Here is a 13,351-nt window from a genome sequence, read left to right as displayed (position 1 = left end):
ACCCCTATGTTTGCCGCTCGGCCAGGATCGCGATTTCTTTTTTACCATGCCGGGTGAGTAAAAGAGTGAGGGATTTGCTGCCGGAAAGCTTGAGTTTTTTACGCAGCTCTTCAGGCCGCACAGCGACGCCGCGAGTTTTGATTTCCAGGTCTCCGATTTGAAGTGTATTGATATGCTTGACAAGGTCCGCTGTTCGCAGCGGCAAGACATCGAGAACTTGGAAACAAGAGAGCAACGCATGTTCAATTTTATGGTCCGCAGTCAGGTAGCTTTCGCCGGGGGTCAGAACATGGCACTGAAGCGACTCGGCGATCGCACCGGTCAGCCGCGCGGCACGAATGGCGGTGTCTGTGTCGTACACGTGAGCGCCCACGCTGTCCGCGATCTCGGCCGGCACATCGGGCTCACCCACAAATGAGGCATGAGTCTCTGTGGTAACCAAAGTCGCACGTCGTTTTCCCGATGAACGGGCTAAATCACCCAGCCAAGCCACTTGCTGCCGGCATTCGCGGTCGCGCGAGATCCATTCCAACTCGGCGCTTGCCTGCCATTCTGCAGAGAGTTCTGCCGCGGGGGCGAGTTTAATCGCTCCCGACGGGGATCGCTGCAACCAACTTTGAATGATTACTTCACTCGGCGAATGCCATTGAAATTGAATCGAACGCCGGCCATCAACGCGCCGGTCGGGATCAAGGTGCCATTGTTCATCCTGCTGCGGCGGGTGTTCTTCGACAAGTCCCGTTCGCACATCGGCTTTGCATTGCCATGCTCTCAAATTCGCCGCGGCGAAGAGCGCTATTTCAGGAGCACGGTCCCAACCAACCGTCGGTGCATGTCCCGCCAGGGCCAGCAAGTCCCCGCCGATCCCACAACAGTAGTCGACGATTGGTTGATCCGCACGAAATCGCTGGGCCTTATAGGCGGCGACCCAGCAGTCGGTCGCTTGTTGCAGGCCAATGTCGGTAAAGAACATTTGCGCCGCAGGTTCACCAAATTTCTTGGCCGCTTTCTGCCGCAAAATCGCTTGTTCGGCGACTAGGCGAGCTCGATCGCTGGAAAGTTCTTTGCGGAGTTGGTTTTGCAGCCGCGCCGATGGTTCCTGACCCGCGCATGCGGCAAGCCAGCGATGGGCCTCGTCGCTCACGAGCCACTGATAGTCGGCAAGATCGGTCAAGTTTTCCTCATTGTTACTACTTGGCAAGCAAGCTAGGGCCTGTCGGCACTATCAAGCAAACTGCACCGGCTAGTCGGCGCCGGGGCAAGCAAAGAAACCCGGCGGTCGATAAAACACAATAGGAACGGATTCCTCAAACCAGCGTGGCCTCGCCACGATTTTAGCGGATCACGTTCCTGACCCCCACCCGTCTCGATGGCTGGGCGGTACAAATGCAGGCATTCTCAACATGTTCTCGCGAGCTTTGGCAATCCCCGTGATTTTGGGTGCGGCCGTGGCCGTCCCGTATTTCTCAAAAGGGACCGACGGCATCAAAGAGATGTGGAACTCGGCCAGCGCGTCATCCCCGGCCGACGTTGATATAGCAGAAGTTCCGGAGGCCCGTCATTTCGATCCGTTGCCGCAAGGTCCGGGGCACGAAATCTATCCCATCAGCACTCCGCTCGAGGGCGATGCTAGTGCCAGCCTTGAAGAAGTGTTTCGCTTCGATGTGACCAAGGAATGGGTCTACCAACGCTGGGCCCGTAAGTCGACAGCACTGGCTGAGCTTGGCCTTTATGGAGTGCGCGTGCCGTTGGTGAGTGGGACACAGATTCACGACGTCGCGGGTTCGCTCACATATTTCTTTGATCGAGCTGGCCAAGTCCAGCGGATTTCATTCAAAGGCCACACGGGTGATACAACCCGCGTACTCGCGCTTGCGCAGCAAAAAGGATTGCAACAACAAATTTCACCGATCGTGGGCGAGCAACTTTTTCAAATGAAACGTGGCGACGACGTGTTTAGCGAAGTCCGCACTAAACCGTCGGCTGTTTTGTGGTCGAGTTCACCACACGATAGTTTTGCCGTCGAAATGGACTTGCAACGCCCGGAGGCCATGACGCCGCTGCCGCCGAAACTCGCGCCGCTGCCAGAAGTGAAGGAAGCCGCCACGACCGCAAAAGCTGCAGGCCCTGCGGAAACTGAAGCTCCCGCAGAGCAAAAGAGCTTTTCGGAATCGCTCAAGACATTTTTTCCCCGCAGCCGTATCCCCGCCGAGCAAGTGAAAAACTTGGAGCGGCAGGACCGCATCTGGTAGTAAGTGTCGAACGCTTGGTATGCTGCCGCGATGAGTTCCATTGAAATATCGCGCTGTGCTGCCACCGATTTCCAAGCCGCGCTCAAGGTTTTGCACGACGGGCTTTCCGTCGATCAACAAGCGTCACTGGTGCAGACGCTTGATTTGTTGCGCGGGGGTGACGAATCGATCTTTGCGGGTTTGCTGGTTGCCAAGTCTGATGGCCATTTGATCGCGGCAACGTGGATTCAATTCACGCCCGGCCAGGCAGCAGTCGTGTGGCCGCCTGGGTTTGACAGCCCCGCCGCCAAGCAACTCTTCCAATCTGTCGGCGAGCTTTTGGAGCAAAACCAGATCGCGCTCGCACAAATCGTGATCGCCGCCACAGAATCTGTTCGTGAAGACCTGCTCGCTGTTGGCGGATTTCACCGGCTTGTCGATTTGGCGTATCTGACGCTCGAGCGTTCCAATTTTCCCAAGTTCGCCAACAGTCACACTTTGGAATTCTTGCCCCACGCGGACCAGCATCAGCAGCGTCTGGAGATCGCAATTAAACAGTCGTACGCCGGAACGCTCGATTGCCCCGAGTTGAACGATTTACGCACGCCCGCCGAGGTGATCGACGGCTACAAGGTTCAAGGAGAGTTCAATCCCCAAAACTGGTTTCTTGTGCGGCACGAGAATCAAGATGTGGGTGTGTTGATCCTCGCCGAGCACCAACCGGGCGAAAACTGTGAACTTGTGTACATGGGTGTTACCCCTAACGCGCGTGGCCGAGGGTTTGGCGAGCAGATTGTGCGGTTTGCTATCGAACGGGCCAAGCAAATGAATGCTGAACGCTTAGTGCTGGCCGTCGATGAGCGCAATTCTCCGGCATTTGAGTTATATCGCCGGCTCGGTTTTGTGATGTGGGATCGTCGCACGGTTTATGCCAGGTTGCGTGGCCGTGGCGTATAAACGGACATGTTAAATTGGGCGAGTTGAAATTGTGTGTCACTCGCAAACAGAGGCCACAGGATTTTGTGGTGACGCTTATTTCCCGTCGGTTACTCGACGATTTCGACGACTTCCCCACTGCGATGAACGACCGCCGAGTCTCTCGTCACACACAAACAGATTATCCACAGGGGTGGTCAGGGTTTGGAAAGAATTTTTCCAACTTTTTGCTCTCAGAAAGTGGCCAGAAATTGGGCTTTAGTGAACCGTCTGAAAAGGGACACGAGCATAGCAACAGTCAAGACCTAGCAACCGAGTGCTAGCACTCTTAGAATCAGCCCCCACACAGGAAATGATTGGGCTGCCGACGGGGCAGGGAAACCGCGAGTCACCTTCTGATGGCGGAAAACGGTGACAAACGGACATGCCAGTTCGGCTGTGAGTTTTGGGCAATCTTTTTCTCCGATTTTCAAGCGGGAGTCAGGTTCTCGGAAATGAGGACTGCGAGTTATTGGATACTCGCCTTGGAAAGTCGATAATCGGATCTTGCAGGAAGTGAACATGGACGATTCGGACAGGCTGTCCGCGTTGCGCGCTGAACTTGTCAAGCGATTGGGAAGAGAGCGATACGAACTGTGGGTCGGGCCACAGACGTCGCTTGAGCTTACCCTACACGCTTTGCGAGTCGGTGCTCGCTCGCAGTTCGAGTTGCAATGCGTTCGCCGTCACGTTCATGCCAGCTTTGCGGAAAGTTGCCGATTGATCTGCGGTCACGACGTCGCGATTGAATACTTTGTGCAATTGGCCGAAAATCTTCCTGTGAAGACCGATGGTAAGTTGGTCCAGCAAAGTTTGCTCGACGAATCGCTAGCCCCCGTCAACGATGTCATGCCCGCCACGCTGATCCAGCAACCGCCTGTCGCAACAAAAAAGCCGCCGCGGTCTGCGGGCTCGGCCATGTCGCGGTCGACGTTCGCCAATTTTGTGAGTGGGCCCTGTAATGAATTAGCCCACCGCACGACCATCGCCGTGGCCGAACGCCTTGGCCATTACGGCCCCTTATTTCTGTACGGTCCCTCGGGCATCGGCAAAACGCATTTGCTCTATGCGATGCTGCACCACCTGCGCGGCACGAATTCGCTCGTGCGAGCGCTGCGTCTCACGGCGGAGCAATTCACAACCGAATTTCTCGATGCCCTGAATCAGCGCACCTTGGCGAGTTTTCGTCATAAGTATCGTTCGGTCGACGTGCTCTTGATCGACGACATCCAATTCTTGGTCAACAAACGGGCCACACTCGACGAGCTCTTGGTCACGATCGATTCGCTGCAGGAAAAGGGAAAGCAAGTCATCCTGACTTGTGATACGAGCCCCACGGACTTGCTGAAAGTCAGCTCGGAATTGGCAACGCGAATTTCTGGCGGATTGGCCGTGCCATTGGAAATGCCTGACTTCGCCACGCGGCAAACCTTGGTGCGGAAGTTTATCGCCGAGATGCATCCCGTGATTGGCATGGCCATCGACGACGAGACGGTTGTCGTGATCGCCACGCAAGTCGCCGGCAGTGCGCGGCAGCTGCGCGGAGCGATCAATCGCTTGATCGTCACCAGCCAAGCCTTGCGTAAGCCGCTCACCGCGGACCTCGCCCGCAGCATTCTCGCGGAATACATGCAGCAAATCACGCCGACCGTGCGTCTGGCTGATATTCAACGGGCCGTGTGCGAAGTGTTCGGCGTCGAGGCGAGCAGTCTCAAGTCGGCCAGCAAGGTTCGCAACGTGGCCGAGCCACGTATGCTGGCCATGTGGCTGGCTTGTCAATTTACGCGGTCGGCACTTGGTGAAATCAGCGAATTCTTTGGCCGCCGCAGTCATAGCACGGTCATCTCCGCGCAGAAGAAAATCGAGCGGATGGTCAGCCAAGGTGACAACGTTTCCACGGGCCATCTCAACTGCAGCGTCGAAGAAGCAATCCGCAAAGTACAGCAGAAATTGCGCCGAGCGTGAAAAGGCTTGCTCTGATGCGAAGAACTCCCCCCACTTACGCGGAAGGCTCGTATGTGAACAAGGAAACTTCCGCGTCAGCTCACGAGCCTCCCGCGTAAGCGGGGGGAGCGCCAGCACTTATCAGTATCTCCTATTCCCCACACTCGACTCTTCCACGGGAATTCTCCCGCGTTCACGACTCCACACAACCAACGGCCATGGTTGGCAATGACAAACATAGTGAATCGCCGTAGCCTTATTCTTCACAATCCGAGCTGATCCTCCATCCGACCACCAAGTCCCCGCTTCGCGTTCACCGAATAAGCGATTCAGCCTTCGCGATCCATAACCTTTAAAATCTCGCAAGAGTTGGCTTTTCATGGCGATGCCTCCCCCCGCTGACGCGGGAGGCTCTACGACCAAATGCACATGGTTCTCCATAATCGACACAGCACCCAGCACCCAACCACGATAGGCAGCCGTTTCTAAAAATTGGTCGAGTAACTGATCGGCTTGTGCGAGATCAACACAAACAGGCTGACCTTTCAATTGCTCAAGCGCTGCTTGATAGAGCCCCGGCATCGAACCGTCGAAGGCTTGCCCGGGTTGAGAATGTTCACGCCGCACTGATGACAATGCGTCGTTGGAGCGCCGTTCTCGAACATTCGTCACGGACCCTCGTTTATTACCCGGCAACCATTGGCCATAGAATGTCGATGTGATGAGCCAACAAGGCATGTGAGTAATCCTATATGCAAGGAATGATGCAGATAGTGTACTTACGAACACTTACTTGTCGAGGGTTGTTTTTGGAGATTTTTAGAAAGAGCTCCCCCCGCTGACGCGGGAGGCTCCTATGGTGTCTACACTTCGTCCCAATACAAAATCTGTGTGTGCTTCTTGAGCGTGCGCAGCAGCAAATAGATGATGCCGCCTGCGGCAAAGAGTAGCGACCATTCCGCTTCGAGCGTGAGCCGATCTTCGATAAACCAATGCTCGATCACCTCAATGGCGGTGTGCAGCAAGATCACCATGAACACGCCGGTATATTCGCGCCGCAAAACCGTGCGCCACGAAAAACCGCGCGTAGCTGCTTTCCACTGAGAGAAACGTGGAATGAACGCGGGCGTTCGACTCGCCCAGTGATCGAACTGTTCGCCGAACTTACGTTGCAAGAACGCTTCTTCGGCAATCATGATCCGTTCGTAATAAAGATAAAAAGCCGTCGTGTAGAGCAGCGGGAGCCACCACTCAAACGGCACAAGGACAGCACCCAAGCCGATCAGATAGTTTCCCAGATACAAAGGGTGGCGGATCGTAGAATAAATACCGGTCGTATTGAGAACAGTCGCCACTTGCCCTTTGGTATTACGGCCCGAAGTCCCTTCGGGGACGAATCCGACTGTGATGATGCGCACACCAAGACCGACGAACGAAATCGCCAGACAAATGAATTCCCAAGTTTCGTGAAACTCAAGACTGCCGAACGGCCAGACCATATTTGCCAGCACGGCGATAAGAATTGGAACGGCAATAAGCGGCAAATAACTACGCCGACGAAATAACCATTCGCCGTGCAATTCCATTTCTGATTTCAGTGACAAGGCGGTTGCTCCAGCGAGTTAGGGAATGTGGTGCTATTGTATGGCGAGTCCAGATAGCTGTCATGACGAGTTCAATTACGATTCCTTAAGACTGCTGACTACTTTCCGGATACGACGACCAATCCCGCCAGAATCAGTAGGCTCCCGACGGCAATCCGCGGGGTGAGATTCTCACCCAAAAATAGCCACGCCAGCAAGACGGCAACCACGAAGCTCCCTTTATCGATCAAGGCGATCGTGGAGACTTCGCCCAATTTAAGGGCCTTGTAATAGAAAACCCACGAGATCGCCGTCGTTAATGCGGATAAAACTAACCAGAAATAATTTCTCGAAGTGAGCTGCTGAATCTGTGCTTTGGGAACAGCGAACATTGCAAAGGCAATCACGAAAAGGAACACAAAGCATGTCCGCACCGCGAGGCCCAGCTCGCCGGAAATTCCCGTAAGGCCTTGTTTGGCAATGACCGCTGTCAGCCCCGCGAAGACCATCGAAATGATGGCAAAGATGACCCAGCGTTCCATGGATGAGATTCCTGGCTTTCGGATTTCGCGTTACGGGATATTTGATTTCTTGAGCGTTATTTTAACGGCTTACGCCAGCTCCTTTTAAGTGCGATAATGCTTTGATGGCGAATATTATTGAACCCGCTCCGCATGATGCTGCAGATCGCTACGCGATTGTCGTCGCTGAGTGGAACAAATCGATCACCGGCAAACTTTTGGATGGTGCCGTCACAACGCTCACGGCGGCTGGCGTTGCGGCTGAGAATATCGACGTCGCTTGGGTGCCGGGGGCGTGGGAAATTCCGATTGTGGCTCAGCGTTTTGCGCAGAGTCAGCTCTACGCCGCGGTGATCTCGCTGGGGGCTGTGATTCGTGGAGAAACCACGCACGACCAGCACATCAATCGGGCGGTCAGCTTGGGACTGCAAGAAATTGCCCTGCACAACGAAGTACCGATGATTTTTGGCGTTCTCACCTGCGAATCAATGGAACAGGCGGTCCATCGGGCTGGCGGAAACGTTGGCCATAAAGGGGTAGAATGTGCCGAAGCGGCCCTAAAAATGGTCGGATTGCTCAAGAATTGCCCGCCCGAATAGAATAGGGATAGCCGACCACGAGGAAACGGAACGCTAATCCGCGCTAATCATCACTGATCCCAGATTAGTGGTTATAAGCGTCGATTAGCGTTCTGCATTTGCTGAATGAGACGGCAGGTGTTTTAGAAATTCATAGATTGCGTTGTAGAAGATGGCTGGACGTACACGAGCTCGAGAAGTTGCCTTGCAGGCCCTGTTTCAAGAGGATCTCAATCCCCGAGATTCCCGCGATCAGGTCATGCCATTGCTAGAGAACCGCCTCAAGGAACCGGATCTCCGCGACTTTGCCGTGTCGCTGGTGATGGGCGTGCTGCGCAATCGTGATGAACTCGACGCCTTGATCGCCGCCAAGGCCGATAACTGGAGTGTGGGGCGAATGGCCGCGACCGATCGCAATATCTTGCGGATGGGGGCCTACGAGATTCGCTACACCGACACACCCCCACGAGTGGCCGTCGACGAGGCCGTGGAACTGGCCAAACGCTTTGGTGCCGCGAATTCCTCGCAGTTCGTCAATGGAATTCTGGATAAGTTGATCGAGAAGAAAGCGTAGGCCGGAACAAGCCGAGCGCAGTTCCGGCGCAACATCCGAGAAACTGCCGGAACAGTGCTACCGCTCGTTCCGGCCTACATAAATCACAGGACCACTTTCAAAAGCTCATGGGTTTTTTCGACAAGATTAAGAGCGGTCTGCAGAAGACCAAGAATGTTCTCTTCACCGACGTTCGAGATTTATTCAAGAGCGAAGGCCGGCTGATCGACGAAGAATTTCTCGACGAAATGCGAGCGATCTTGTTCAAGACCGACATGGGCTACGACTCGGCCGAAGAGATCGTCACCGAGGTGGCCAAGAATTTCCGCGGTCGGGTCGTTCACCTGGAAGATGTTGTGGCCACCTGGAAAGCGAAGCTCACCGAGCTGATGGGTCAGGCCGATTCGCCGATCCGCTTTGCCGAGTCGGGACCGACCGTGATCATGGTCTGCGGCGTCAACGGTGCTGGCAAAACGACGTCGATCGCCAAGCTCGCGCATCTGTTGAAATCCCAAGGGAAATCAGTCGTCCTGGGGGCTGGAGATACGTTCCGTGCCGCCGCGGTGGAGCAGCTCACGCTGTGGTCCAAGCGGTTGGGTGTGAATATCGTGACGGGAGAGCAGGGGGCTCATCCCGCGTCGGTGGCTTATCGCGCGGTGGAAGAATGCCTCGCCACGGGTGCCGATGTTTGCATTGTCGATACAGCAGGTCGACTGCAAACGCAGAAGAATCTCATGAGCGAGCTCACGAAGATTCAGCAGTCGATTCGGAAACTGATTCCCACCGCGCCGCACGAAGTGTTGCTGGTGCTCGATGCCACGACGGGCCAAAATGGCATTAGCCAGGCGGAAAAGTTTACCGAGGCAGTCGATTGCACGGGGATCGTGCTGGCCAAGCTCGATGGCACGGCCAAGGGGGGCGTTGTGGTCGCCATCAAACAGCGGGTGGGTCTGCCCGTGAAGTATGTCGGCGTGGGCGAACAGCCCGAAGATTGGGCTCTCTTTAGCCCTGGCGACTTCGTGGCCGCGCTCTTCGCAGATATCGAGAAGACCGCCCCAGCATCTGCCTAAAGCTGCTGCTCTTTTTTTCCTGCGGCTTCTGCCTACAAGCGCGACATGGTGTGATTACCTTGCTGGCAAAATCGTAAGGTTGCGCTCGTGACAACCAGATTTTCTTGCTCAAGCCGCAGGCGCAAACTCTTGCCAATTGGCACTTTACAGCAATCCTGCCCATTCTGAAGCCAGGCATGGCATGGGGATTGCTCTCCGCAAAGCCAACCGATTCGGATGTCGCCATAGATGCAAGGACTCAGCGTTCTCTGGCGACCCAAGAAGCGTTGTCGTGACGCTTCCAGGACTATAAAGGCGGAATTCTAGATACTTCCAGGTCCTGATTGACTAATCCTTCTGACAATCCAATAAGGGCGAATCTTATGTCAAGTGTTTTGACACTGCGCAGCTGGCAGTATCTGCTAGTTGCCCTAATCTTGTCGCTGCAAGCGACACCAATGATGACCCAAATTTCTTGGGCACAAGAAGAGGCCGCAACCGAAGAGGCCCCCGCGGAAACTCCGGAAGCCGAAGCTGCTGAGGCAGAAAAGGCCGAAACCGAAGCACCCACGGATCTTGGTCTGGGCTACGCTTTGGACAACATCATGTTGTTCGTCTGTGCCTGTCTCGTGTTTTTCATGCAAGCCGGTTTCGCCTTGGTGGAAACAGGTTTTAATGCCTCGAAGAATGCAATCAACATCTTGTTCAAGAACACGATGGACTTCTGCATCGGCTCTATCCTGTTCTACTTCGTAGGTTTCGGATTGATGTATCCGGGTAATTATGGAGTCGATGTCACTGAACACAAATACTTTGCGTTCGGTGGCACGGGATTGTACGAAGCTTCGAGTCCTCGGGAATTCAGTCCTTCGACGGACTGGTTCTTCCAATGCATGTTCGCCGCGACTGCCGCGACGATCGTGTCGGGTGCCGTGGCCGGTCGTATCAAGATTGGTGCGTATTTCGTCTACAGTGCTTTCATTTGTGCGATTGTTTATCCGATCAGCGGTTTCTGGAAATGGGGCGGCGGTTGGTTAACACAATTCGAAGACGGCATGGTTTTCCAAGATTTTGCCGGTTCGGGTGTGGTCCATGCTCTCGGTGGATTTGCCGGTTTGGCTGGTGCGATGCTGCTCGGACCTCGTATTGGTCGCTACGTCGGTGGCAAGGCCGTGCCGATGCCCGGACATAGCTTGCCTCTGGCCGCTCTCGGCGTGTTCATCCTGTGGCTGGGGTGGTTTGGCTTTAATCCCGGCAGCCAACTTGGTTTCCAAGCGACGGCTGAAATCGATATTGTCATGCATGTTGCGGTCACGACGACCTTGGCTGCTGCCGCTGGTGGCGCTGCGGGAACGTTCGGTTCTTGGCTGTTGTTTGGCAAGCCCGACCTGGGTATGGCCCTTAACGGCATCCTTGGCGGTTTGGTCGGCATCACAGCTGGTTGCGACTGTTTCACCGTTGAGATGGCAATCCTCATTGGTGTGATCGCGGCGTTCATCGTGATGGGTGGTTGTGTCCTCTTGGACAAGCTGCAAATCGACGATCCCGTCGGTGCCTTCCCAGTCCATGGTCTGTGTGGCATCTGGGGTGTGATGGCAATCGGCATTTTGCCAAACGTCTATACCACGGCCTCGGTTGCAGAAAAACTGCGTGGAACGGCAGCCGCTGACTTTGTCGCAGCGACCAGCTTCAAGACGCAATTGATTGGTGCGATGGCCTACGCCGGTTGGGCGTTCGTTACGATGTTCATCCTCTTTGGAATTCTCAAGGCAGTTGGCTTCTTGCGAGCTAACGAGCATGAAGAAACCAAGGGGCTCGACATCAGCGAGCATGGTATGCAGGCTTATCAAGCCTAGAAAGTTGATAGTAGTCGCTTGTCGGGCGACGGATAGCGCCGCCCGACAAGTGTCCTTGATAATGTTGGATCGACTCTTGCCTGGGTCGCCGATGATGTCCCATGTGGCTTGGTCGCGCTTTGCCGCCTACAGTGCGACCAAGCCGGGACGTCATCAAATCAAAATGAGACAGTCTAAAACAAGCAAAACGCAGAGATCGCAAAGTCGCTGAGGGCCGCAAGAAGCGATCTTACAAGAATCTTCTTACACTCTGCGAATCTCTGCGCCTTCGCGCACTCTGCGTTTAAGCGTCTGCGTTGAATCGGATTATGGCCCGTCCAGAAGGATGCCCCAATGGCTTGGGTGGGTTTTCCGCCTAATCCCGCCCAGGCCGGGGTGTCTTTCCTGGACTTTTTCTTTTGGGCCGTTTTGAAGTGTGCCGTGGCAGCCTACTTGCTAAACATGGCGATTCCCGCCACCACAGCGGCAAGCACTATAAGAACCGCCACAAGACGTTTTGTATTGGGCTCGTCTACGCTGGCACGGTGTTCTTCAAGTGGCGGCACGTATTGAGTAAACCGCGATAAATCGGGACCATACTCTTTCATCAGATGATCGTTGAGATTGCCCTGCACCATGCGGGCGTTGAATGGCCGCTTCTCGGGGTCTTTCTCCAAGAGCTGCATAATGATTTGCTCGAGCCATTCGGGGCAATCGATCCCTTGTTCGCGCAAACCCTTGGGCTTTTCGCTCAGATGCTGCTTCCAAACTTGCGCGAAATTCGCACCAGCGAACGGGGGACTACCGGTGAGCATTTCGTACATCACGCAGCCCAGCGAATAGAGATCGGCTTTGCCGGTGATCGCTTTGTCGCCGCAAATTTGCTCGGGCGACATATAGGCATAGGTTCCCACGGTAATGCCCGTGTCGGTGATGTCGGCGTCGTGGGTATCGCGGGCGATGCCAAAATCGCCTAACACCAGCTTACCGTCCTTGTCGAAAAACAAGTTGCTCGTTTTGAGATCGCGGTGAATGATGCCGTGGTTATGCGCGTGTTGCAGTGCCGAGGCGATCTGCGCGGCATAGGCGGCGGTTTGCTGCCAGGTGAGTGTGCCCTGCTTTTGAATGCGGGTCTTGAGATTCCCTTTCTCCAAAAGTTGCATGGCATAAAAATACTGCCCATCCATGATCCCCCCGCCATAGTTGCGGACGATGTGGGGATGCTTGAGCCGCTCCATAATCACGATTTCGCGTTGGAAGCGGTTCACGATGTTGTCATCGTGCGAAATGTTGGGATGCAGCAGTTTGACGGCGACCGGTTCGTCGATGTCGGGGCTTTCCGCGCGGTAGACGACACCCACGGTGCCAACCCCTAGCGGTTCCAGCAACTTGAACGTGGCCGAAGTCGGCAGAAACTTCAGATTGCGGCGCGGTGTCGGTGTGGCGGAATCGGTCATCAGCTTGGAGAAGGTTGAGGGACTTCCGACAAGGATTCCCAGTATTGATCTGCCACGACGATGACAGCGGATTGCCCGAAGTATAGCCACTGCTGTGATAAACACCAACCGGCGCGAGAAGCGGGTATCTCGTGCTGTTTTCCCGCTCTTTCAGCCACCGGGCACGGATTTTGGGATTTCGGATTGTGACCTGGGGATTTAGGATAATAAGCAAAGGACTTATTTGGCCGCCGAAAAACCCGTCGTTGCTCCCATGAAACTCATCATCGCCATCATCCAGCCCAGCAAACTGGAAGACGTTAAAGCCGCCCTCTCGAAAGTGGAAGTCGTCCGCCTCACGATCATGGACGTCCAAGGCTTCGGCCGGCAAAAGGGCCAAACCGAAGTCTTCCGCGGCCGGGAAATCACGGTCAATCTGCTCCGTAAGGTGCAGTTGCAGATCGCCGTGAACGACCATTTCGTCGAGCCGACGATCAACGCGATCATCGAAGGGGGCCGCACGGGGGACGATGGCTCGATCGGCGACGGCAAAATCTTTGTGCTGCCGCTCGAAGATTGCATCCGCATCCGCACCGGCGAGCGCGGGCCTGAAGCGATTTAACACTTACACCACGCGGTCGCTGCC

The 13,351-nt window shown here is 55.1% G+C and carries 13 protein-coding genes; 8 read left to right on the top strand and 5 right to left on the bottom strand.

All coding sequences use genetic code 11. From position 1 onward, the window contains the following. Window positions 1–4: 4 nt before the first annotated feature. Window positions 5–1,174, bottom strand: coding sequence for a THUMP-like domain-containing protein (locus SH678x_RS10670; RefSeq protein WP_496922894.1), 1,170 nt, complete (start codon window positions 1,172–1,174; stop codon window positions 5–7). A gap of 229 nt (window positions 1,175–1,403) precedes the next feature. Between SH678x_RS10670 and SH678x_RS10665 the strand changes: the two genes are divergently transcribed. The 3 genes from SH678x_RS10665 to SH678x_RS10655 all read left to right on the top strand — a co-directional run bounded on the left by SH678x_RS10665 (window position 1,404) and on the right by SH678x_RS10655 (window position 5,171). Beyond that, window positions 1,404–2,252, top strand: coding sequence for a DUF6690 family protein (locus SH678x_RS10665; RefSeq protein WP_496922893.1), 849 nt, complete (start codon window positions 1,404–1,406; stop codon window positions 2,250–2,252). A 30-nt stretch (window positions 2,253–2,282) separates the two neighbouring features. Beyond that, window positions 2,283–3,188 carry a GNAT family N-acetyltransferase gene (locus tag SH678x_RS10660; protein WP_496922892.1) on the top strand — a complete coding sequence of 302 codons (906 nt, stop codon included), beginning with the start codon at window positions 2,283–2,285 and terminating at the stop codon, window positions 3,186–3,188. Window positions 3,189–3,728: 540 nt separating this feature from the next. Further along, on the top strand, window positions 3,729–5,171 hold the full coding sequence (locus SH678x_RS10655; protein WP_496922891.1) for a DnaA ATPase domain-containing protein: 1,443 nt from the start codon (window positions 3,729–3,731) through the stop codon (window positions 5,169–5,171). A gap of 120 nt (window positions 5,172–5,291) precedes the next feature. Here SH678x_RS10655 and SH678x_RS10650 read toward each other — a convergent pair whose 3' ends face one another. The 3 genes from SH678x_RS10650 to SH678x_RS10640 form a co-directional block, all read right to left on the bottom strand. Then, complete coding sequence (locus SH678x_RS10650) at window positions 5,292–5,888, bottom strand: transposase (RefSeq protein WP_496922890.1); 597 nt, start codon at window positions 5,886–5,888, stop codon at window positions 5,292–5,294. A gap of 125 nt (window positions 5,889–6,013) precedes the next feature. Further along, window positions 6,014–6,754 carry a methyltransferase family protein gene (locus SH678x_RS10645; protein WP_496922889.1) on the bottom strand — a complete coding sequence of 247 codons (741 nt, stop codon included), beginning with the start codon at window positions 6,752–6,754 and terminating at the stop codon, window positions 6,014–6,016. A 98-nt stretch (window positions 6,755–6,852) separates the two neighbouring features. Further along, a complete protein-coding gene (locus SH678x_RS10640; protein WP_496922888.1) occupies window positions 6,853–7,275 on the bottom strand; it encodes an EamA family transporter in 423 nt (140 codons plus the stop codon). A gap of 104 nt (window positions 7,276–7,379) precedes the next feature. On the opposite strand from SH678x_RS10640, the gene ribH reads away from it, so the two are divergent. The 4 genes from ribH to SH678x_RS10620 all read left to right on the top strand — a co-directional run bounded on the left by ribH (window position 7,380) and on the right by SH678x_RS10620 (window position 11,290). Then, window positions 7,380–7,853 carry a 6,7-dimethyl-8-ribityllumazine synthase gene (ribH, locus tag SH678x_RS10635; RefSeq protein ID WP_496922887.1) on the top strand — a complete coding sequence of 158 codons (474 nt, stop codon included), beginning with the start codon at window positions 7,380–7,382 and terminating at the stop codon, window positions 7,851–7,853. 151 nt (window positions 7,854–8,004) lie between these two features. Further along, on the top strand, window positions 8,005–8,406 hold the full coding sequence (nusB, locus tag SH678x_RS10630; protein ID WP_496922886.1) for a transcription antitermination factor NusB: 402 nt from the start codon (window positions 8,005–8,007) through the stop codon (window positions 8,404–8,406). A 107-nt stretch (window positions 8,407–8,513) separates the two neighbouring features. After that, window positions 8,514–9,455: a signal recognition particle-docking protein FtsY gene (gene ftsY / locus SH678x_RS10625; RefSeq protein WP_496922885.1), complete on the top strand. Its 942-nt coding sequence runs from the start codon at window positions 8,514–8,516 to the stop codon at window positions 9,453–9,455. Window positions 9,456–9,817: 362 nt separating this feature from the next. Continuing rightward, on the top strand, window positions 9,818–11,290 hold the full coding sequence (locus tag SH678x_RS10620; RefSeq protein WP_496922884.1) for an ammonium transporter: 1,473 nt from the start codon (window positions 9,818–9,820) through the stop codon (window positions 11,288–11,290). Between the two features lie 428 nt (window positions 11,291–11,718). Here SH678x_RS10620 and SH678x_RS10615 read toward each other — a convergent pair whose 3' ends face one another. Then, window positions 11,719–12,726 carry a serine/threonine protein kinase gene (locus SH678x_RS10615; RefSeq protein ID WP_496922883.1) on the bottom strand — a complete coding sequence of 336 codons (1,008 nt, stop codon included), beginning with the start codon at window positions 12,724–12,726 and terminating at the stop codon, window positions 11,719–11,721. Window positions 12,727–12,979: 253 nt separating this feature from the next. On the opposite strand from SH678x_RS10615, the gene SH678x_RS10610 reads away from it, so the two are divergent. Next, on the top strand, window positions 12,980–13,327 hold the full coding sequence (locus SH678x_RS10610) for a P-II family nitrogen regulator (protein WP_496922882.1): 348 nt from the start codon (window positions 12,980–12,982) through the stop codon (window positions 13,325–13,327). The last annotated feature ends 24 nt before the right edge of the window (window positions 13,328–13,351 follow it).

This window comes from Bythopirellula superficialaquae (assembly GCF_059632245.1).
This window is presented reverse-complemented; position numbering and strand designations above follow the sequence as displayed.

Bases quoted from the DNA above. Each gene is read 5' to 3' on its own strand.
- SH678x_RS10665 (WP_496922893.1), top strand. From the start codon at position 1,404: ATGTTCTCGCGAGCTTTGGCAATCCCCGTGATTTTGGGTGCGGCCGTG.
- SH678x_RS10660 (WP_496922892.1), top strand. From the start codon at position 2,283: ATGAGTTCCATTGAAATATCGCGCTGTGCTGCCACCGATTTCCAAGCC.
- SH678x_RS10655 (WP_496922891.1), top strand. From the start codon at position 3,729: ATGGACGATTCGGACAGGCTGTCCGCGTTGCGCGCTGAACTTGTCAAG.
- SH678x_RS10650 (WP_496922890.1), bottom strand. From the start codon at position 5,888: ATGCCTTGTTGGCTCATCACATCGACATTCTATGGCCAATGGTTGCCG.
- SH678x_RS10640 (WP_496922888.1), bottom strand. From the start codon at position 7,275: ATGGAACGCTGGGTCATCTTTGCCATCATTTCGATGGTCTTCGCGGGG.
- ribH (WP_496922887.1), top strand. From the start codon at position 7,380: ATGGCGAATATTATTGAACCCGCTCCGCATGATGCTGCAGATCGCTAC.
- nusB (WP_496922886.1), top strand. From the start codon at position 8,005: ATGGCTGGACGTACACGAGCTCGAGAAGTTGCCTTGCAGGCCCTGTTT.
- ftsY (WP_496922885.1), top strand. From the start codon at position 8,514: ATGGGTTTTTTCGACAAGATTAAGAGCGGTCTGCAGAAGACCAAGAAT.
- SH678x_RS10620 (WP_496922884.1), top strand. From the start codon at position 9,818: ATGTCAAGTGTTTTGACACTGCGCAGCTGGCAGTATCTGCTAGTTGCC.
- SH678x_RS10615 (WP_496922883.1), bottom strand. From the start codon at position 12,726: ATGACCGATTCCGCCACACCGACACCGCGCCGCAATCTGAAGTTTCTG.
- SH678x_RS10610 (WP_496922882.1), top strand. From the start codon at position 12,980: ATGAAACTCATCATCGCCATCATCCAGCCCAGCAAACTGGAAGACGTT.